Here is a 19469-nt window from a genome sequence, read left to right as displayed (position 1 = left end):
ATTTCGTGGTCTAACCTGATTTATGCATTTTTTCCTCTGGCTGGCACGTTAACTGCACTCTATAGTCGAGCTGCAACTCAGCAACTTTTAACAATTTTAAAACAAAAGCTTCACCCGAAGTGAGGCAGGAGAAATGGCTATGTCACTGCAGGTTTCACGTCACGATTTCGATCAATGGATGATGCCGGTTTATGCCCCTGCGGCTTTTGTGCCGGTGCGTGCCGAAGGTTCTACGCTGTGGGATCAGCAGGGCAAAGAGTACATCGATTTTGCCGGTGGCATTGCGGTGAACGCGCTTGGCCATGCCCATCCCGCGCTGCAGCAGGCACTGACTGAGCAGGCCGGTAAACTGTGGCACACCGGCAACGGCTACACCAACGAACCGATTCTGCGCCTGGCGAAGCAGCTGATTGATGCCACCTTTGCCGACCGCGTGTTCTTCTGTAACTCCGGGGCGGAAGCCAACGAGGCCGCGCTGAAGCTGGCGCGTAAAGTGGCGCACGATCGTTTCGGTGCCGAAAAAAACGGTATCGTCGCCTTCACCAATGCCTTCCACGGCCGCACCCTGTTCACCGTTTCAGCCGGCGGACAGCCCGCCTATTCGCGCGATTTCGCCCCGTTACCGCCAGCCATTCAGCATGCCACCTTTAACGATCTGGCCTCGGCGTCGGCCTTAATTAATGACCAGACCTGCGCGGTCATCGTCGAGCCGATTCAGGGCGAGGGCGGTGTATTACCGGCCGATCCGGCGTTCCTGCGCGGACTGCGCGAACTGTGCGACCGCCACCATGCGCTACTGATTTTTGATGAAGTGCAGAGCGGCGTCGGCCGTACCGGCTCGCTGTATGCCTATATGCATTACGGCGTCACGCCGGATGTGCTGAGCACCGCCAAGGCGCTGGGCGGCGGCTTCCCCATCGGTGCGATGCTGACGCGTGAAGATCTGGCGCAGGTGATGGGCGTCGGCACGCACGGCACCACCTACGGCGGCAACCCGCTGGCCGGTGCGGTGGCCGGTAAAGTGCTGGAGCTGATCAATCAGCCTGAGTTTATGGCTGGCGTCGCCGAGCGGCACCAGTGGTTTGTCACGGCGCTGCAGGAGATCAACCAGCGGCTGCCGGTGTTTAAAGAGATTCGTGGCCTGGGGCTGCTGATTGGCGCGGTACTGAATGACGATTTTGCCGGTAAAGCCAAACAGTTCAACCTGACGGCAGCGGAAGAGGGCGTGATGGTTCTGATCGCCGGTGCCAGCGTGGTGCGCTTTGCGCCGGCGCTGAACATCAGCGAGCGTGAAGTAAAAGAAGGGCTGGCGCGCTTCGAACGCGCCTGCGCACGCGTGCTCAAAGGAGCCACATCATGATGGTGATTCGCCCCGTCGAACGTGACGATCTGCCGCAGTTGCTGGCGCTGGCGGGGAAAACCGGCGGCGGTCTGACCTCGCTGCCCGCTGACAGCGAGACGCTGAAGGCGCGCATTGAGCGCTCGCTGCAAACCTGGCAGGACGCGCTGCCGCGTGCTGAACAGGGCTACGTGTTTGTGCTGGCGGATAGCAGTGACAATCGCGCCGTCGGCATCTGCGCCATTGAAGTGGCGGTAGGTTTGCAGGATCCCTGGTACAACTTCCGCGTCGGTACTCAGGTACACGCCTCGAAAGAGCTGAACGTTTACGCCAGTTTGCCGACGCTGTCGCTGAGTAACGATCACACCGGCAGCAGCGAACTGTGTACGCTGTTCCTCGATCCTGACTACCGCGACGGAAAAAATGGCCATCTGCTGTCCAAGTCGCGCTTTCTGTTTATGGCGAATTTCCGCGAGCGCTTCATGAAGCACGTGGTCGCGGAGATGCGCGGCGTCAGCGACGAGCAGGGACATTCGCCATTCTGGGACAGCGTTGGCAGCCGTTTCTTCTCCATGGAGTTTCGCCAGGCCGATTTTCTCAGCGGCACCGGGCAAAAAGCCTTTATCGCAGAACTGATGCCCAAGCATCCGCTGTATATCCACTATCTGTCGGAAGCGGCACAGCAGGTAATTGGTGAAGTCCACCCGAAAACCGCACCGGCGCGCGCGGTGCTGGAAGCCGAGGGTTTCCGCTATCTCAACTATATCGACATCTTTGACGGCGGCCCGACGCTGGAGTGTGAGATCGACCGCATCCGCGCCATCCGCAAGAGCAAAGTGCTGACCGCCAGCGAAGGCGAAGCTGAGGCGCACTGGCCGCTGTGTCTGGTGGCGAACTGCGACTATCAGCAGTTCCGCGTGGCGCTGCTGCCGGTCGATATCGCATCCGGACAGGTTCTGATTAATCAGCAGCAGCGCACCGCGCTGCGCTGCGACTATGGCGATTCGCTGCGGGTGGTTACCCTGGGTCGCGAGGAGAATAACGCATGACGCATTTTATCAACGGTGAATGGCAGCCGGGCAGCGCGGAGACGCTGAGTAAACACAATCCGGTGAGCGGCGAGATCTTATGGCAGGGCAACGCCGCTTCTGCGGCGCAGGTGGCGGCGGCCTGTGAGGCGGCTCGCGCGGCGTTCCCGGCATGGGCACGTCTGCCGTTTGCTGCCCGTCAGGCGCGGGTAGAGGATTTTGCCCGTCTGCTGGAGCGGGATAAAACCGAGCTGGCGGCGATCATCGCACGTGAGACCGGCAAGCCGCGCTGGGAAACGCTGACCGAAGTGCAGGCGATGATCAATAAAGTGGCCATTTCGGTTAAGGCTTATCACACGCGCACCGGCGAACAGGCCGAAGGTGAGAGTTCACTGCGCCACCGGCCGCACGGCGTGCTGGCGGTGTTCGGCCCGTATAACTTCCCCGGCCATCTGCCGAACGGACATATCGTGCCGGCGCTGCTGGCGGGCAACTGCGTGTTGTTTAAACCGAGCGAACTGACCCCCGCCACCGCAGAGAAAACCGTGCAGCTGTGGCATGAAGCGGGCCTGCCGGCGGGTACGCTGGCGCTGTTACAGGGCGGACGTGATACCGGCCAGGCGCTGGCGCAGGCGGAGCAGATTGACGGCCTGCTGTTTACCGGTAGCGCGGCCACCGGCTATCACCTGCATCGCCAGTTCGCCGGACAGCCGGAGAAAATGCTGGCGCTGGAGATGGGCGGCAACAATGCGCTGATTGTGGAAGATCCGGTCGACATTGATGGCGCGGTGCATATCGCCATTCAGTCGGCGTTCATTACCGCCGGCCAGCGCTGCACCTGCGCGCGTCGTTTGCTGGTGAAACGCGGTGCGGCAGGCGATGCCTTTCTGCAGCGCCTGGTCGAGGTGAGTGCGCGCCTCAAACCGGCAGCGTGGGACGCCGAACCGCAGCCGTTTATGGGCAGCGTGATTTCGCCCGCCGCCGCCGGGCAGATCTTCGCTGCCTGGCAGCAGCGGGTTGCGCTGGGTGGCAAGGTGCTGCTGGCGATGCGCTGGCCGGATCGCGACAGCGCGATTATTACGCCCGGCATCATCGACATGACCGGCGTCGCCGGACTACCTGACGAAGAGGTGTTCGGACCGCTGCTGCAGGTCATCCGCTACGACCATTACGCGCAGGCAATTGGCCTCGCCAACGACACGCGCTACGGATTGTCGTGCGGACTGGTGTCACCGCAGCGTGACCAGTTTGATCAGCTGCTGCTGGAAGCGCGCGCCGGTATCGTGAACTGGAATAAACCGCTGACCGGCGCCGCCAGTTCGGCACCGTTTGGCGGCGTGGGCGCCTCCGGTAACCACCGTGCCAGCGCCTGGTACGCGGCGGATTACTGCGCCTGGCCGATGGCCTCGCTGGAGAGCAGCAGCTTAGCGCTGCCGGGCAGCCTGTCGCCAGGGCTCGATTTTGCTGCTCCAGGAGCGACATCATGAAGGCGTTTGAAGCAAACTTTGATGGTCTGGTCGGCCTGACGCACCACTACGCTGGCCTGTCGTTTGGCAACGAAGCCTCCACGCGCAATCAGCTGCAGCCCTCCAATCCGCGGCTGGCGGCCAAACAGGGGCTGCTGAAAATGAAGGCGCTGGCCGACATGGGCTATGTGCAGGGCGTTATCCCTCCGCACGAGCGGCCTAATCTGCCGCTGCTGCGCCAGCTGGGATTCAGCGGCAGCGATGCGCAGGTACTGGCCAAAGCGGCGCAGCAGGCACCGCAGCTGCTGTCAGCGGCCAGTTCGGCGTCGGCGATGTGGGTGGCCAATGCGGCCACGGTTTCGCCATCGGCCGACAGCGCCGACGGCAAAGTGCATTTTACCGTAGCCAACCTCAACAATAAGTTCCACCGGGCGATCGAAGCGCCGGAAACCGCCGACCTGTTGCGCGCCATCTTCCGCGATGGCCGCCACTTCAGCGTGCACGACGCGCTGCCGCAGGTGGCACTGTTTGGTGACGAAGGCGCAGCCAACCATAACCGCTTCGGCGCTGACTATGGCGCGCCCGGCGTGCAGCTGTTTGTCTACGGTCGTGACGGCCAGCAGCAGGGCAGCGCACCGGTGCGCTATCCGGCGCGCCAGACGCGTGAAGCCAGCGCGGCGGTGGCGAGACTGCATCAGCTGGATGACGCGCGCACGCTGTTCGCGCAGCAAAATCCGGCGGTGATCGATCAGGGGGTATTCCACAACGACGTAATCGCCGTCAGCAATCAGCAGGTGTTTTTCTGCCACGAAGAGGCGTTTGTCGACCAGCCCCTGCTGCTGCAACAGCTGGCGGCTCAGGTGCCGGGCTTCCAGCCGGTTGTGGTACCGCGCGATCGCGTGTCAGTGGCTGATGCGGTGAACACCTATCTGTTTAACAGCCAGCTCTTGCAGCATCCGGACGGCGGCATGCGGCTGGTGCTGCCGGAAGAGTCGCGCCAGCATCCCGGCGTGTGGCGCTACCTGAGCGAGCTGGTGGAGAGCGGCGGCCCGATTCGCGCGCTGCAGGTGTTTGATCTGCGTGAGAGCATGTGCAACGGCGGCGGACCGGCCTGCCTGCGTCTGCGCGTGGTGTTAACCGAGGCGGAGCATCAGGCCGTCAATCCGGCCGTGCTGATGAACGATCGCCTGTTTACGCGTCTGAATGACTGGGTGGATCGTCACTATCGCGACCGCCTGACGCAGGCCGACCTGGCCGATCCGCAGCTGCTGAGCGAAGGGCGAAGCGCGCTGGACGAGCTGACACAGCTGCTAGACTTAGGCAGTGTCTACGCGTTTCAGCGTTAACGCCGGGGGCAAATGTGTTGCCCCCTGTGTCAGAAAGGAGTGAACATGCAGGACTTTTTACAGCAAACCTTGTCAGGCAGGCCGCCCGCGCAGCGGCAGGGCAGTAACGCCCACCTGCACTGGCAGTGGCATGATGAGGGCATACTATCCCTGACACCGCATACGCCCACGCAGCAGGCGCTGGTTCTCTCCGCCGGTATTCACGGCAACGAGACCGCCCCGGTGGAGATCCTCAACCTGTTGCTGACGCCGCTGCTGCAGGGGGAAAAACCGCTGGCCGTGCGCCTGCTGGTGATCCTCGGCAACCCGGCGGCGCTGCGCAGCGGCAAACGCTACCAGCATTATGATATCAACCGGCTGTTCGGTGGCCGCTGGCAACAGGTGGCCGACGTGCCGGAGGCGCAGCGCGCGCTGCAACTGGAGCAGGCGCTGGAGAACTTCTGGTGCGAGTGTCTCGATCACGAAATTCGCTGGCATCTCGATTTGCACACCGCGATTCGCGGTTCGTGGCATACGCGCTTTGGCGTGATGCCGCTCAACAGCCAGCCGTGGCCAGCGGATTTTTTACACTGGCTGGCAGCGGCCGAGCTGGAGGCGCTGGTGTTTCACCGTGCGCCGGGCGGCACTTTTACCCACTTCAGCTGTGAACACTATGCCGCTGCCAGCTGTACGCTGGAGCTGGGAAAGGCGCTGCCGTTTGGCGAGAACGATCTTACTCAGTTCAGCGGCGTGCAGCGTGCGCTGGCGGCGCTGCTGTACGGTGAGGCGCTGCCGGCGGTGCGCGAGACGCCGCGCCATTATCGCGTAGCGCAGCAAATCACCCGGCACGGCGAGCAGTTTGTTCTGCATATGGGCCCGGAAACTCTCAACTTCACGGCTTTCCCGCAGGGCACGCTGCTGGCGGAAGAGGGTGAGCGGCGCTATTACGTGCAGCAGGCGCGTGAATATGTGCTGTTCCCCAATCCCAACGTGGCACCGGGCCTGCGCGCCGGGCTGATGCTGGTGGAGGAGAGTGAGCAGACCCAGGCGCTGGAGTTGTAATCGAAAGCTTTACCCGGCAATCCCTCCTCTCCCTGTGACGGGAGAGGTCACGGGTGAGCAAATTAACGACATTTTCCCTTCCGCAAAACCGACAAAGCCATTACACTCCTCCTTAATTCCTGCGCTTTCCCCTTGATCGTCATACTCTTTTGCAATTCCTCACGCATTTCTTCGCAATCTCTCCATGATTGCCCGATATCTGTCTTTTATGCTTGCAGGGCTTTACTCAGCCTCTGAGTAGTTGACGTTCAGCGTCGTATGCTTGTTTCCGAAGACGCGACACAGGCTGTCGTCATTAAACTGAAAAGTAAGGACAATATTATGCGTAAACTGACCTCCCTGTTTCTGGCTACCGCAATGGCTTTCGGCGCCGCCAATATCGTCCATGCTGCGGCTGACAACCTGACGCCGCCGCCAGCGGGCAGTGAAAAACCGATGCACAAGCCGATGCGCCACCACGGCATGGACATGATGTTCAAAGACCTCAACCTGACCGACGCGCAGAAAACCCAGATTCGCGACATCCTGCGTGACAGCCATAAGGACATGAAGCGCCCATCGCTGGAAGAGCGTCGTGCTAACCACAGCATCATCGCATCCGACACCTTTGACCGTGCCAAAGCAGAAGCGCAGGCAGACAAAATGAGCGCCAATGCGAAAGAGCATGCGCTGAAGATGCTGGAAACCCAGAACAAGATCTATAACGTGCTGACGCCAGACCAGAAGAAGCAGTACAACGCCAACTTTGAGAAACGTCTGACAGAAAAAGGCCCGCACGACGGTAAAATGCCGCCACCGCCGGCTGATGGCGAATAAGCCGTTTAGCTCACCGGTTTGAGACCGCCGACGTTGTCCATGGCACACTGTGCTTTGGGCAGCGTCGGCGGTTTTGCGTTACAGCTCAATCAGCGGATAAACGCCGGACAGCAGCGGTCGGCAGAGAATTTTGTAGCCGTCATGGTCGAAGCCGTGACGCGCACGCTGCAGCTGACGCGCTTCCTGCTCACTGCTGACCGAACCCAGCCAGAACCAGTGATCGATGACGTGAATCTGCGTCATCTCCGTCCCGCGCTCCACCATACCCACCGGGCCCTGCCACGGCCAGCACACCACGCGCAGCTGCTCCAGCCCTGCCAGCAGGCGCTGCTGATGCGCCGCCAGCGGTTCCGCCCCGCAGCAGGCACCGGCACAGCGTTTAAGCGCCGCGCGGAAACAGCCGCGCCCCGGTTGCAGGCGCTCTAATCCCAGCAGGCCGTGACACAGGCGCAGCTCATCGGCGAGGCTTTTCAGCTTCTCTAACGCGGCAAAGCGGCTGCGGAATAACCCGTACAGGTCAGGCGAGGAGGAGAAATCGAGATCGCGCGCGTACACCACCTGCGGTGCGCCGTCGCCCAGCTGCAGCGAGCACAGCTGGCGGTTTTTGCGCAGGCGCTTATTAAACAGCGGCTGCTGCGTTTTGATCATCTGCGCTTCGAGCAGCTGTGCGCCTACGTCCCCGGCGGTGGGGATCCAGCTGACGCGTCGCGCCTGGCGCAGCATGCTGGCTTCATCCGCCGTGCGAAAATGGGCCATCACCCGGCTGCGCAGGTTGATACTCTTGCCGATGTACAGCGGCAGGTTGTCGTTATCACCGTGGAAGGTGTAAACGCCCGGCTGATTAGGCAAGCCTTCCAGCCACTGACGCAGATGTTCGGGATATTGATAGATAGCCGCCGCATCAAATTCGAGGCGATGGCGGTTTGCTCGTCTGACCAAAGAACGCTCCGCTTACTGGTTGTGCATACAGTATATCAGCGTGCGCGTTTTCTCGCCAGCGGGGGTGTTAAGAGGCAGGCTTCCCGCAGGGGGAGCGGGAAGCCGCAGGGATTACTTCTTCCAGAAGTCGTCGAACACGGTGATCGGCGGACGACGTTTATGCTCGGTTTTGGTGTACCAGCCTTCAATGATTTTCGCCGCGTCGGCGTCGATGGTTTTGCCTTCGAGAAAATCATCAATCTGCTGATAGGTCACGCCCAGCGCCACTTCATCCTGCAGACCGGGACGATCGTCCTCCAGATCGGCGGTAGGGTGCTTGAGATAGAGATGTTCCGGGCAGCCGAGCGCTTTCAGCAGCTGTTTGCCCTGGCCCTTGTTGAGGCGGAAAATCGGGTTGATGTCGCTGCCGCCGTCGCCGTACTTGGTAAAGAAGCCGGTCACCGCTTCTGCGGCATGATCGGTGCCGACCACGACGCCTTTGGTCATGCCGGCAATGCTGTACTGGGCTTTCATGCGTTCGCGCGCTTTCTCGTTGCCGCGCACAAAATCCGACAGGGCAATGCCCGCCTCCTGCAGCGCGCGCTCGCTGGCCAGTACCGCTTCTTTGATGTTAACCACCAGCGTGCGATCCGGCTGGATGAATGCCAGCGCATCCTGACAATCCTGCTCGTCAGCCTGCACGCCATACGGCAGGCGCACGGCGATAAAGCTGTAGTCGTGATCGCCGGTCTCTTCACGCAGTTCAGTGATAGCAGTCTGCGCCAGCTTGCCGGTCAGCGTTGAGTCCTGACCGCCGCTGATGCCGAGCACAAGGGTTTTGATAAACGGATGGGCTTTCAGATAGGACTTCAGAAAATCGACGCTGACGCGGATCTCCTGCTGCGGGTCGATAACCGGTTTAACACCCAGGGCCTGAATGATTTCCTGCTGCAGTGACATGAACCTCTCCTCAAGTCGGTAGCCTGACGGCACAATGCGAATCATGTGCTAAAGCTAACGCCTCCGCAGAAAAACAACAAGCCGAACGGCTTGTTGCCCGGTGTTTCTGTTGGCAATTCAGGCGCTTTTTGGTTTCTGCGCCAGCAGCATGAACATCACGATGGCCAGCATAAAGCAGCCAAAGATGGTGGCCGTCATGCTGATTACCGAGGTGCCGCCAAGGCCGGTGATCGGTACGCTGAGCGCGCCGAGCGAGAACATCGCAACACCGATTACCGCCGAGGCGCTGCCGGCGCGGTGGCCCTGGCTCTGCATCGCCAGCGATGACGCGGTGGTGGCGATCACGCCGTTACTGGCGATGGTGAAGAACAGCGCCACCAGCACCAGCGGCAGCGGCGCGCCGCTCACGCCGGCCAGTAGCAGGCAGCTGGAGGCGACAAACGCCAGCGTCAGGCCGCCCTTCAGCACGCGATATTCGCCCCACAGCGGACAGAGCCGGGCGCTGGTCTGGGAAGCAATCACCAGGCCAATACCGTTCGCCGCAAAGCACAAGCTGAACGCCTGCGGTGACAGGCCGTAAATCTGCTGCAGCACAAACGGCGAGGCGCCGATATAAGCAAACATGCCGGACATCATGAAGCCCTGCGTCAGGCAGAAGCCCATAAACGGCCGGTGGGTGATGACCTGGCCGAGCGCTGCCCAGGCGGAGAAGATCGATCCCTGGCTACGGCGTTCGGCCGGCAGGGTTTCGCGCAGCTTCCAGCGCGCCAGCAGAATCAGCAGCACGGCAATCGCGCCCAGCACTACAAAGATGCCGCGCCAGTTCAGCACCGTCATCAGCGCACCGCCCAGCACCGGCGCACCAATCGGCGCCAGGCCATTCACCAGCATCAGCAGGGCAAAAAAGCGCGTCAGCTCATGGCCGCTATACATATCGCGGGCAATGGCACGCGACAGCACCGCGCCGCCGGCACCGGCCAGCCCTTCAAACAGGCGCGCCACCAGCAGAGCGTGAATATCCTTCGCCAGCGCACAGCCAATTGAGGCGATGAACAGCAGCGCCAGCGACAGCAGCAGCGGACGAATACGGCCAAACTTATCGCTCATCGGACCAAACAGCAGCTGTCCGGCGCCCAGCCCCAGCAGACCGGCGGTCAGACTTAGCTGGGCAGTAGCGGTTTCGCTACCGAGGTCGCGCGCCAGTTCAGGCAGGGCGGGCAGATAGAGATCGATACAAAGCGGCCCGAGCGCGGCGAGCAGGCCGAGCGTGATGGCATAAACCAGCCGGTTAGGGTGTGCAGGTGTCATTGATCCTCTGTGTTATTTTTGGCTTTAAGATGTATCTTGCGCCGCGATTATACGGAGCCGGTGACGGCAAAACAGTATCTTTACGTAATCCTGACGCTTCAGAACTGACCGAAAGCACCGCCATTGAGTTGATAAATCTGGAATTATGTTCCAGGCTTAGTGGGACATGGACAAAGTATGAGGAACAACAAGATGAATAAAGTGCTGGGATGTATCGCTGCCGCTATGACGCTGGCAGCCCTGTCTGGTTGTACAACTTACGATCGTGCGGAAAGCTACGTGACTAAGCCTGTGGTGAAGGATGTGAAAAAAGGCATGACGCGTGAACAGGTGCGCCAGATTGCCGGACCGGCGTCAACCGAGATCACCATGGTTCACGCACGGGGTACCTGCCAGACCTACGTGATTGGTGAGCGTGATGGCAAACAGCAAACTTATTTTGTGAGCTATAACGACACCGGTCGCGTCATGAACTACGGCTTCCAGAGCTGTAAGGATTACGATACCGATCCGCAAGCCGCGCAGTAACGGCAGCAGAATAACAAACGGCCCGTCTCAGACGGGCCGTTTTTCTTTGTGCGCTTACAGCCCATACGGCCGCGGCACCTCAATGTAGCTGCCGCTGATCTCGCGCTGATAGTAGTGACCATCCTGCACGTAATAGCGTTTGCCGTTATAATCCAGAACGCGCATGGCGCTGGCCGGTGGGCCATCCGGTGGCTGGACCACCACGTAGGTGTCGCCCTGCCGCTGGTAGTAGCTACCGTTCAGCAGGTAGTAGGTCAGTCCGCCAATCAGCACGGCGGTCGCGGCCTCCGGCAGAAAACGCAGCGGTCCGGGATGGCCCCAGCGGGGTCCCGGACCACCCCAGTGCGGGCCGGGTCCCGGACCCCAGCCATACGGATGAGCAAAACTTACAGTTGGCGCTATCAGGGTTAACGCCAGCATTGAGGCGATAACGTTTCTCATGGGGGTTCTCCTGCGGTAACTCCCCGCAGCATTCGCCTTTCAGCGCGCAAACTCAAGCAAAAAACCGTCGATTTTGCCTCCGTTTACCATGCTTAACGCTTTCCTGACGTTAGCGCCACGATTGCGGAAAAAAGTGCAGAAAACGGCAAAAAAAACGGCAGGCTTTGCGGCCTGCCGTTACGGGAAAACGGGTAATTAGCGGTGCGCCAGTTCCGCGTGTTCGTCGCTCTCCAGCACTTTTTTGTCGGTCATACCCAGCCAGCGGCTGGTCAGTGAACCGGCGGTCATCGAGCCGTTAACGTTGAGCGCGGTACGGCCCATATCAATCAGCGGTTCGATGGAGATCAGCAATGCCACCAGCGTGACCGGCAGTCCCATCGCCGGCAGGACGATCAGCGCGGCAAAGGTCGCGCCGCCACCGACGCCCGCCACACCGGCTGAGCTCAGCGTGACAATACCGACCAGCGTGGCGATCCATACCGGGTCAAACGGGTTGATGCCCACGGTCGGCGCTACCATCACCGCCAGCATGGTGGGATAGAGGCCGGCACAGCCGTTCTGGCCGATGGTCGCGCCAAACGAGGCCGAGAAGCTGGCGATGGATTCCGGTACGCCCAGACGACGTGTCTGTGTCTCCACGTTCAGCGGAATACTGGCGGCGCTGGAACGGCTGGTGAAGGCAAAGGTAATCACCGGCCAGACTTTACGGAAGAAGCGCAGCGGGTTGATACCGTTGATCGACAGCAGCAGCGCGTGAACGCCAAACATGATCGCGAGGCCGAGATACGAGGCCACTACAAAGCCGCCCAGCTTGATGATGTCCTGCAGGTTGGAACCGGCAACCACTTTGGTCATCAGCGCCAGCACGCCGTACGGCGTCAGCTTCATGATCAGACGCACCAGCTTCATCACCCAGGATTGCAGGGTATCAATCGCCACCAGCACGCGCTCGCCTTTGGCTTTGTCATCTTTCAGCAGCTGCAGCGCCGCCACGCCGAGGAAAGCGGCGAAAATCACTACGCTGATGATCGACGTTGGATTGGCACCGGCCAGATCGGCAAACGGGTTTTTCGGGATAAAGGAGAGCAGCAGCTGCGGCGTACTGAGATCCGCGACTTTACCAACGTAGTTGCTCTGGATGGCGCTCAGACGCGCGGTTTCCTGCGCGCCCTGTACCAGCCCCTCGGCGCTGAGGTGGAACAGGCCGGTCACCAGCACGCCCACCAGTGCGGAAATGGCGGTGGTAAACAGCAGCACGCCGATGGTCAGCACGCTGATTTTGCCCAGCGACGAGGCGTTATGCAGCCGCGCCACCGCACTGAGGATCGAGGCAAATACCAGTGGCATGACAATCATCTGCAGCAGCTGAACATAGCCGTTGCCGACGATGTTGAACCAGCCAATCGACTCTTTCACCACCGGGCTGTTTTCGCCATAAATGGCCTGCAGTGCCAGGCCAAAGATCACCCCCAGCACCAGGCCGGTCAGCACACGCTTCGACAGGCTCCAGCTCTGGTTGCCGACGCGGTTTAACGCAATCAGCAGCGCGACAAATGCCACGATATTGATGATCAGAGGAATATTCATTGTTAACTCCTGAAGGTCGCCACGCGATCGCGCCGCGTAACCGAAAATAGCAGAGGGATCCTCTGTAACTGTCGCGGCATGGTACCAGTTGGCCCTGCGGGAACAATATATCTAAATCGTCTGGGTTATAACTAAATGGAATTTAAGGCGATTATTTCAGCAATCGCTGGCAGAAGGAAAAATACATCAGCGCGTACTACCGTTCACCAGCCGGCCAATGCCGTTCTGCAGATTGTTGAACAGCTGCTCCGGCCAGCCGTTAGCGCCAAACGACGGCATACCGGGCGGAAACCACAGCGCATAACCTACGAGTGCGAGGCACAGCGCACGCTCCAGCTGATTGCCTTGCTGGCTGTTGAGGATAGGCAGGCGAAAGCGCCAGCGGCACGGCCACAGCAGCGGCACGCCGGCGGGCGTCAGCATATCGGCGACAATGTGGCTCAGATAGCCGAGCGTCATGCCCTGCAGGACATCCGCTGGCAGGAACCAGTCGGCCGGCACGTTAATCTGAAACAGCCACAGGCTGACCGCCACCGCCAGCAGGCTATGGGTAAAGCCGCGATGGCCAAAAGCGCGGGCTATCGGCTGCGACAGCCACTTTAGCCGCTGGCCCAGCACTGATTTAGGGTGATCGATATCCGGCAGCAGGCAGGTCAGCAGCGCAGCCGGCACCAGATGCCACCAGTCGGCACTGGCCATCACCGGCGTCAGTTCGGCGCGTTTGGCAAATATCGCACTGGCGATGGCAAAAATGATATGGCCTTCGGCCGTCATGATGGAACCTGGCTGCAAAAACTGTCGATGCATCCAGTATAGGGATTTATCCAGTAAATGAGAACGGTGACGCTGTAACGAAGAGTGAATTTTTTGCTGACCCGCGCCTGAAAAAAGCGCGGGAAATTAACGGTCTGGCTTACTTTTGCGCCTGGCAACCGGGCGAAACATCAGCCAGGCGTAACGCGCCTCGCACATCGATCAGTTAAACAGATGTTCCGCCTGCAGCTGCGTCAGGTTTTCCAGTTGCACATTGGCCAGTGCCCAGCGCGCATCGTGGCGATGTTCGGCGGCAGGCACCACAATGGAACGCATGCGCGCGGCTTTACTGGCGATCATGCCGTTGAACGAGTCTTCCAGCGCCACGCAGTTGAGCGGATCAACCCCCAGCTTTGCTGCAGCATCCAGATACACCTGCGGATGCGGTTTGCTGTAAGGCAGCGCTTCAGCCGAGGCGAGGGCGCTAAAGTAGTGACGCAGATTGAACATCTCCAGCACGCGTTCCAGCATCGCCAGCGGAGACGCCGAGGCCAGCGCAATCGCCAGGCCCTGTTGCTGACACAGCTGCAGCGCCTGCTCTACGCCGGGCAATAGCGGCCGCGTCTCTTCGACCAGCGCCAGCGCACGGGCAATAATACGCTGAGTGACTTCGGCCTGATCCGGTCCGTTCCACGGCAGCGCCTCGTACCACATGCGCACGGTTTGATCGATGCGCAGGCCGAGCGTATCCGGCAGCTCGTGGCGGCGGCTAATATCCACATTCAGGCTGGCAAACACCTCCAGCTCGGCGCGATCCCATAGCGGTTCAGAATCAATCAGTAAGCCATCCATATCAAAAATAGCGGCCAACACAGGGCGACGATAGGTCATACAACAGCTCCATTGACAGTTTGCCCTACCTTAACATGGGCGGCGGCGAAAACCGACTTACGGCAGGTTACGCATTTTTCAGGAAAATTTGCTGTAGTGCAGGTAGACTTAGGGCAAAACTACTGTTTGTGAAGGGAAGACACCATGACGTATCAACAGGCTGGCCGCATCGCCATCCTCAAGCGAGTGGCTGGCTGGGTGATTTTTATTCCGGCGCTGTTATCCACCCTTATCTCCATCTTAGGCTTCATGTTTAAACACAGCGAAAAGCAGCCCGGCATTGACGCCGTGATGCTCGACTTCGTGCATGTGATGGTGGATATGATTAAGTTCAACACGCCGTTTCTCAATGTGTTCTGGAACAATTCGCCGGTGCCGGAATTCAACGGCGGGGCCAATATTGGCTTCTGGCTGATCTATATCCTGATATTCGTGGGCATCGCTTTGCAGGCCTCGGGCGCACGCATGTGGCGTCAGGCGCGCCATATCAAAGAAGGCATTGAAGACCAGATGATCCTGGAACAGGCGAAGGGCAGCGAAGGGCGCACGCGGGCGCAGCTGGAAGAGAAAATCCATGTGCCGCGCCACACCATTTTGCTGCAGATTTTTCCGCTGTATATTCTGCCGGTGATCATCGCCGTGGCCGGTTACTTCGTGTTGAAACTGCTTGGCATGCTGTAAGGCGTCAGGCCGGTCTGACCTGGCGCTGGCCCAGCGCATCCTCCTCCAGCAACTGGCCGATAGCGAACTGCGCTTCGCCGGCCCAGTTGCCGCCAAAGACGTTGGCGCGGTTGAGCAGATAGTAGAGCTGATACACCGGCTGACGCTGCGAGAAGCCTTCCGGCAGCGGCCACACCGCATGATACCCTTCGTAAATCTGGCGCGGCAGATCGGCGTAATAGCTGAGCATCGCCAGGTCGCATTCGCGATCGCCCCAGTAGCAGGCGGGATCGAACAGCCACGGGCCGCTGGCGCTGCCGGCGCAGTTGGCTGGCCACAAATCACCATGCAATAACGACGGTTGCGGATGGTGATTAGCGAGGCTGCGCTGCACGCAATCCACGATCAGCTCCATGTCACCGTAGTGCACGCCTTTCTCCGCCGCCAGCTGCAGCTGCCAGCCGATGCGCTGTTCGGCGAAAAACACCGACCATTTGCGTAACCAGCTGTTGGGTTGCGGCGTGGTGGTTATGTTGTTGTCGAAGTCGAGACCAAACTGCGGTTGCTCGCTCCACTGGTGCAGATGGGCCAGCTGCTGGCCGAGCTGGAATGCGCTTTGGGCGTCGAGTGGCTGCGGGGGAATGTATTCCAGTAGCAGAAAGCTGGTGTCACGATCGTTACCGACGCCGTAGACCTTCGGCACGCGCACCGTGTGGGTACGCGCCAGCAGATCAAGCTGGTCGGCTTCCCAGCTGAACAGCGTCAGCATGTCGCGCGTGTTGCATTTGACGAACACTTCCAGCTCACCGTAGCGCAGGCGCCACGCTGGATGAATATCGCCACCGGGCAACTCATGACGTTCGGTGATTTCGGCATCGCCGGCGTACTCGCTTAACAGACGACTAATGGCTGACCACATCGGGTAATCCTCTTTATTCGCTGCGTAAGATCGATTGTAACGCGCAAAACTTGCACAACTCCAGCGGCAATGCGCAATTTGCGGATTGCGTCAGGCTTGCGCTTTGAGAAACGCCTCCAGCGTGGTGACATCAGCGTCCGGCTGCTGATCAAGCGCCACTGCCGCCAGCCCGGCGGCGTGTTCCGCCAGCGCCTGCTCCTCCAGCGCACTGACAATGCCAAAGCTGTTGGTGCCCAGCTCGTGCGGATGGCCGTCCGCATCGTGTAACGTGGTGCTGTAACCACCGTTAACCATCGCGCTATTCAGCGCCTGCAGATCGCCAAGACCCCTTTCCTGATAACGGAAGGTGACAACGTAACGCTTGAGATCATGATCGCCCATCTTTTCACCTCATTGTTATCGAACAGATTTCAGCGTAGACCAGCGCCTGCGATAGAGCGAATTCTGCACAATCGTCCGGCGGCGCACAGCGTAAAGTCCTGTCAGGGTCGGCAGAAAATTCTTGTAGCATTTAAGCTGTTATTTGGTTATTTGCCGCCTATAATGCGCGCCGGAAATGGGAAGATTCCCAATCCACAAGCGGTGCCAGCGCAAAACCTGGCGATTCTGGTGCTTTCATACTTTTTTACAAAACTTACCGTAAATTGCATTGATTGCCCGGGAAAATTCTCCAGACTCATCTCTTTTTCAACTGTCGTACGGGTTACCTTTTAATGAAAGCCTTCAATAAGCTGTCCGCTGTTTTGTTGCTCTCCGCCGGAGCATTTTGTCACCAGGCCCTTGCAGATAACGCTGTCTTCACCTCAATGGATGACCCTTCTACGGCAAAAAAACCGTTTGAAGGCACCGCGTCAGCCGGTTACCTGGCACAGACCGGTAACACCACCAGCTCATCGCTGACCGCGTCAACCAGCATGACCTGGTATCAGACCTCAACGGCGTACAGCCTGTGGGGTAACGCCGCGAATACCTCATCCAACGATGAGCGCTCGTCGGAAACCTATAACATCGGTGGCCGTAGCCGTTACAACCTCAACAGCGCTGACTACCTGTTCGGTCAGGCGAGCTGGCTGAGCGACCGCCTGAACGGTTATGATTCACGCGATGTCCTGACCGCCGGTTACGGTCGTCAGATCCTCAACGGTCCGGTGCACTCGCTGCGTGCTGAATTCGGTCCGGGTGTACGTTACGATGACTTCCACGATGGCGGCCACGAAACCAAAGCACTGGGCTACGGCGCGCTGAGCTATCAGTGGCAGCTGACTGACACCACCAAATTCATCCAGGGTGTGTCGGTGCTGAGCAGCTTTGGTGAAGACACCACGCTGAACTCCGAAACCGCACTGCAGGTGGCGATCAACGACCACTTCGCGCTGAAACTGGGCTACAACGTCACCTGGAATAACAATCCGCCAGAATCTGCGCCAGACCGTACCGACACCAAAACCACGGTCCAGCTCTCTTACGCGATGTAAACCAGAGCGCATTGTTACACCGTCGCCCGGCCTGTGCCGCGCGGCGGTTTTTTTTGATCTCTCTTTGGCTTAGCGCATTTCTTCGCGGGTTTTGCTCACTGCGGAAAGCTGTTATCATCGTTGCCGCTTTACGCGCCTGGCGTCATTCCGACAGTGTGGGTCTGACATCGCGCCAGGTTAACCAAACAAAACTCAGTGTTGCATGTAGGCTTTCGTGTGGCTTACCACTGCAATTAAGGATATGAAATGCCAGTAATTACTCTTCCTGATGGCAGCCAGCGCGTATTTGACCGTCCGGTCAGCGTGATGGACATCGCTCTGGATATTGGACCGGGCCTGGCGAAAGCCTGTATTGCCGGTCGTGTTAATGGCGAGCTGGTGGACGCGGTTGATCCGATCACCGAAGATGCTCAGGTGGCAATTATCACCGCCAAAGATGAAGCCGGTCTGGAAATTATTCGTCACTCTTGCGCGCACCTGTTAGGGCATGCGATCAAGCAGCTGTGGCCGAATACCAAAATGGCGATTGGTCCGGTGATCGATAACGGCTTCTATTATGATGTCGATCTCGAACACACCCTGACGCAGGAAGATCTTGAGCTGCTGGAAAAGCGCATGCACCAGTTGGCTGAGACAAATTACGATGTCGTGAAGAAAAAGGTGAGCTGGCAGGAAGCACGTGATGTGTTTGCTGAGCGTGGCGAAAGCTACAAAACCACCATTCTTGATGAAAACATCAGTCACGATGATCAACCTGGTTTGTATCATCATGAAGAATACATCGACATGTGCCGCGGTCCGCACGTGCCGAATATGCGTTTCTGCCATCATTTTAAACTGCAGAAAATCTCCGGAGCCTACTGGCGCGGCAACAGCGACAACAAAATGCTGCAGCGTATTTACGGTACGGCCTGGGCGGACAAGAAACAGCTGGCGGCGTATCTGCAGCGCCTGGAAGAGGCCGCGAAGCGCGATCACCGTAAAATCGGTAAGCAGCTCGATCTCTACCACATGCAGGAAGAAGCACCGGGTATGGTATTCTGGCACAATGACGGCTGGACCATCTTCCGCGAGCTGGAAGTGTTTGTGCGCACCAAGCTGAAAGAGTACGACTACCAGGAAGTGAAAGGTCCGTTCATGATGGACCGCGTGCTGTGGGAAAAAACCGGGCACTGGGACAACTACAAAGAAGCGATGTTCACCACCTCTTCAGAGAACCGTGAATACTGCATCAAGCCGATGAACTGTCCGGGTCACGTGCAGATCTTTAACCAGGGTCTGAAATCGTACCGCGACCTGCCGCTGCGTATGGCGGAGTTCGGTAGCTGTCACCGTAACGAACCGTCAGGTGCGCTGCACGGTCTGATGCGCGTGCGCGGCTTTACCCAGGATGACGCCCACATCTTCTGTACTGAAGATCAGGTGCGTGATGAAGTGAACAGCTGCATCCGCATGGTCTATAACATGTACAGCACCTTCGGTTTTGAAAAAATCGTGGTGAAACTGTCGACGCGCCCTGAGAAGCGCATTGGCAGCGATGAGATGTGGGATCGCGCCGAAGTGGACCTCGCCGAAGCGCTGAAAGAGAACAACATTCCGTTCGAATATCAGCCGGGTGAAGGCGCCTTCTACGGCCCGAAAATTGAGTTTACGCTGCACGATTGTCTCGACCGCGCCTGGCAGTGCGGCACCGTTCAGCTAGACTTCTCCCTGCCGAAACGTCTGGACGCCACCTACGTGGGCGAAACCAACGATCGTCAGACGCCAGTGATGATTCACCGTGCGATTCTGGGTTCGATGGAGCGCTTCATCGGAATTCTGACCGAAGAGTTCGCCGGTTTCTTCCCGAGCTGGCTGGCGCCGGTACAGGCAGTGGTGATGAATATCACCGACGGCCAGGCAGAATATGTCAGTGAATTGACGAAGAAATTGCAGAATGCTGGCATTCGTGTCAAAGCAGACTTGAGAAACGAGAAGATAGGCTTTAAAATCC

General features: G+C 59.1%; 19 protein-coding genes. 10 read left to right on the top strand and 9 right to left on the bottom strand.

What is annotated here, in order from left to right:
- The first annotated feature begins 139 nt into the window (after positions 1-139).
- From QMM04_RS12675 to spy, 6 genes are all read left to right on the top strand, one after another.
- Positions 140-1360: an aspartate aminotransferase family protein gene (locus QMM04_RS12675; RefSeq protein ID WP_282996284.1), complete on the top strand. Its 1221-nt coding sequence runs from the start codon at positions 140-142 to the stop codon at positions 1358-1360.
- Entirely contained in the window at positions 1357-2388 is a 1032-nt protein-coding gene (gene astA, locus QMM04_RS12670; RefSeq protein ID WP_058785638.1) for an arginine N-succinyltransferase, read from the top strand. Before QMM04_RS12675 ends, astA begins: the two co-directional genes overlap by 4 nt.
- Positions 2385-3854, top strand: a complete 1470-nt coding sequence (gene astD, locus QMM04_RS12665; protein ID WP_282996283.1) for a succinylglutamate-semialdehyde dehydrogenase — start codon at positions 2385-2387, stop codon at positions 3852-3854. The genes astA and astD overlap by 4 nt, the downstream gene beginning before the upstream one ends.
- Entirely contained in the window at positions 3851-5179 is a 1329-nt protein-coding gene (gene astB, locus QMM04_RS12660; protein ID WP_282996282.1) for an N-succinylarginine dihydrolase, read from the top strand. Before astD ends, astB begins: the two co-directional genes overlap by 4 nt.
- 45 nt (positions 5180-5224) lie before the next feature.
- Positions 5225-6220: a succinylglutamate desuccinylase gene (gene astE, locus QMM04_RS12655; RefSeq protein WP_150361763.1), complete on the top strand. Its 996-nt coding sequence runs from the start codon at positions 5225-5227 to the stop codon at positions 6218-6220.
- A gap of 321 nt (positions 6221-6541) precedes the next feature.
- A complete protein-coding gene (gene spy, locus QMM04_RS12650; protein ID WP_021506263.1) occupies positions 6542-7036 on the top strand; it encodes an ATP-independent periplasmic protein-refolding chaperone Spy in 495 nt (164 codons plus the stop codon).
- Between the two features lie 78 nt (positions 7037-7114).
- Here the strand turns inward: spy and cho are convergent, their stop codons facing one another.
- From cho to QMM04_RS12635, 3 genes are all read right to left on the bottom strand, one after another.
- Positions 7115-7975, bottom strand: coding sequence for an excinuclease Cho (cho, locus tag QMM04_RS12645; RefSeq protein WP_058757668.1), 861 nt, complete (start codon positions 7973-7975; stop codon positions 7115-7117).
- A 111-nt stretch (positions 7976-8086) separates the two neighbouring features.
- Complete coding sequence (gene nadE / locus QMM04_RS12640; protein ID WP_021506261.1) at positions 8087-8914, bottom strand: ammonia-dependent NAD(+) synthetase; 828 nt, start codon at positions 8912-8914, stop codon at positions 8087-8089.
- A 117-nt stretch (positions 8915-9031) separates the two neighbouring features.
- Positions 9032-10222 (bottom strand): multidrug effflux MFS transporter, encoded by a 1191-nt coding sequence (locus tag QMM04_RS12635; protein ID WP_058785642.1) that lies wholly within the window; start codon positions 10220-10222, stop codon positions 9032-9034.
- Positions 10223-10414: 192 nt separating this feature from the next.
- On the opposite strand from QMM04_RS12635, the gene osmE reads away from it, so the two are divergent.
- Positions 10415-10750: an osmotically-inducible lipoprotein OsmE gene (gene osmE / locus QMM04_RS12630; protein WP_021506259.1), complete on the top strand. Its 336-nt coding sequence runs from the start codon at positions 10415-10417 to the stop codon at positions 10748-10750.
- Between the two features lie 54 nt (positions 10751-10804).
- On the opposite strand, the gene QMM04_RS12625 is transcribed toward osmE, so the two are convergent.
- The 4 genes from QMM04_RS12625 to hxpB form a co-directional block, all read right to left on the bottom strand.
- Entirely contained in the window at positions 10805-11191 is a 387-nt protein-coding gene (locus QMM04_RS12625) for a DUF6515 family protein (protein WP_031279187.1), read from the bottom strand.
- A gap of 195 nt (positions 11192-11386) precedes the next feature.
- Positions 11387-12778 carry an L-cystine transporter gene (locus tag QMM04_RS12620; RefSeq protein ID WP_021506257.1) on the bottom strand — a complete coding sequence of 464 codons (1392 nt, stop codon included), beginning with the start codon at positions 12776-12778 and terminating at the stop codon, positions 11387-11389.
- Positions 12779-12964: 186 nt separating this feature from the next.
- Positions 12965-13552, bottom strand: coding sequence for a metal-dependent hydrolase (locus QMM04_RS12615; RefSeq protein WP_021506256.1), 588 nt, complete (start codon positions 13550-13552; stop codon positions 12965-12967).
- Positions 13553-13753: 201 nt separating this feature from the next.
- Positions 13754-14422 carry a hexitol phosphatase HxpB gene (hxpB, locus tag QMM04_RS12610; protein WP_058757670.1) on the bottom strand — a complete coding sequence of 223 codons (669 nt, stop codon included), beginning with the start codon at positions 14420-14422 and terminating at the stop codon, positions 13754-13756.
- 144 nt (positions 14423-14566) lie between these two features.
- On the opposite strand from hxpB, the gene QMM04_RS12605 reads away from it, so the two are divergent.
- A complete protein-coding gene (locus QMM04_RS12605; protein ID WP_021506254.1) occupies positions 14567-15103 on the top strand; it encodes a YniB family protein in 537 nt (178 codons plus the stop codon).
- Positions 15104-15107: 4 nt separating this feature from the next.
- Here QMM04_RS12605 and QMM04_RS12600 read toward each other — a convergent pair whose 3' ends face one another.
- Both QMM04_RS12600 and ghoS read right to left on the bottom strand, forming a co-directional pair.
- Positions 15108-16001 (bottom strand): fructosamine kinase family protein, encoded by an 894-nt coding sequence (locus QMM04_RS12600; RefSeq protein WP_058757671.1) that lies wholly within the window; start codon positions 15999-16001, stop codon positions 15108-15110.
- 90 nt (positions 16002-16091) lie between these two features.
- On the bottom strand, positions 16092-16382 hold the full coding sequence (ghoS, locus tag QMM04_RS12595; protein WP_058776251.1) for a type V toxin-antitoxin system endoribonuclease antitoxin GhoS: 291 nt from the start codon (positions 16380-16382) through the stop codon (positions 16092-16094).
- Positions 16383-16714: 332 nt separating this feature from the next.
- Here ghoS and QMM04_RS12590 point away from each other — a divergent pair, with 332 nt between their 5' ends.
- Positions 16715-17476 carry a DUF481 domain-containing protein gene (locus QMM04_RS12590; RefSeq protein WP_136545926.1) on the top strand — a complete coding sequence of 254 codons (762 nt, stop codon included), beginning with the start codon at positions 16715-16717 and terminating at the stop codon, positions 17474-17476.
- Positions 17477-17722: 246 nt separating this feature from the next.
- Positions 17723-19469, top strand: a 1747-nt coding sequence (gene thrS, locus QMM04_RS12585) for a threonine--tRNA ligase (protein WP_282996281.1), incomplete at its 3' end; no start/stop codon positions are given.

It is taken from the genome of Pantoea sp. Pa-EAmG, from assembly GCF_030024295.1.
In the GTDB taxonomy this organism is placed as follows: Bacteria; Pseudomonadota; Gammaproteobacteria; order Enterobacterales; family Enterobacteriaceae; genus Pantoea; species Pantoea dispersa.
This window is presented reverse-complemented; position numbering and strand designations above follow the sequence as displayed.

Excerpts from the sequence above, each read along its gene's own strand:
- QMM04_RS12675 (WP_282996284.1), top strand. The coding sequence starts at position 140 with ATGTCACTGCAGGTTTCACGTCACGATTTCGATCAATGGATGATGCCG.
- astA (WP_058785638.1), top strand. The coding sequence starts at position 1,357 with ATGATGGTGATTCGCCCCGTCGAACGTGACGATCTGCCGCAGTTGCTG.
- astD (WP_282996283.1), top strand. The coding sequence starts at position 2,385 with ATGACGCATTTTATCAACGGTGAATGGCAGCCGGGCAGCGCGGAGACG.
- astB (WP_282996282.1), top strand. The coding sequence starts at position 3,851 with ATGAAGGCGTTTGAAGCAAACTTTGATGGTCTGGTCGGCCTGACGCAC.
- astE (WP_150361763.1), top strand. The coding sequence starts at position 5,225 with ATGCAGGACTTTTTACAGCAAACCTTGTCAGGCAGGCCGCCCGCGCAG.
- spy (WP_021506263.1), top strand. The coding sequence starts at position 6,542 with ATGCGTAAACTGACCTCCCTGTTTCTGGCTACCGCAATGGCTTTCGGC.
- nadE (WP_021506261.1), bottom strand. The coding sequence starts at position 8,914 with ATGTCACTGCAGCAGGAAATCATTCAGGCCCTGGGTGTTAAACCGGTT.
- QMM04_RS12635 (WP_058785642.1), bottom strand. The coding sequence starts at position 10,222 with ATGACACCTGCACACCCTAACCGGCTGGTTTATGCCATCACGCTCGGC.
- osmE (WP_021506259.1), top strand. The coding sequence starts at position 10,415 with ATGAATAAAGTGCTGGGATGTATCGCTGCCGCTATGACGCTGGCAGCC.
- QMM04_RS12625 (WP_031279187.1), bottom strand. The coding sequence starts at position 11,191 with ATGAGAAACGTTATCGCCTCAATGCTGGCGTTAACCCTGATAGCGCCA.
- QMM04_RS12620 (WP_021506257.1), bottom strand. The coding sequence starts at position 12,778 with ATGAATATTCCTCTGATCATCAATATCGTGGCATTTGTCGCGCTGCTG.
- QMM04_RS12615 (WP_021506256.1), bottom strand. The coding sequence starts at position 13,552 with ATGACGGCCGAAGGCCATATCATTTTTGCCATCGCCAGTGCGATATTT.
- hxpB (WP_058757670.1), bottom strand. The coding sequence starts at position 14,422 with ATGACCTATCGTCGCCCTGTGTTGGCCGCTATTTTTGATATGGATGGC.
- QMM04_RS12605 (WP_021506254.1), top strand. The coding sequence starts at position 14,567 with ATGACGTATCAACAGGCTGGCCGCATCGCCATCCTCAAGCGAGTGGCT.
- QMM04_RS12600 (WP_058757671.1), bottom strand. The coding sequence starts at position 16,001 with ATGTGGTCAGCCATTAGTCGTCTGTTAAGCGAGTACGCCGGCGATGCC.
- ghoS (WP_058776251.1), bottom strand. The coding sequence starts at position 16,382 with ATGGGCGATCATGATCTCAAGCGTTACGTTGTCACCTTCCGTTATCAG.
- QMM04_RS12590 (WP_136545926.1), top strand. The coding sequence starts at position 16,715 with ATGAAAGCCTTCAATAAGCTGTCCGCTGTTTTGTTGCTCTCCGCCGGA.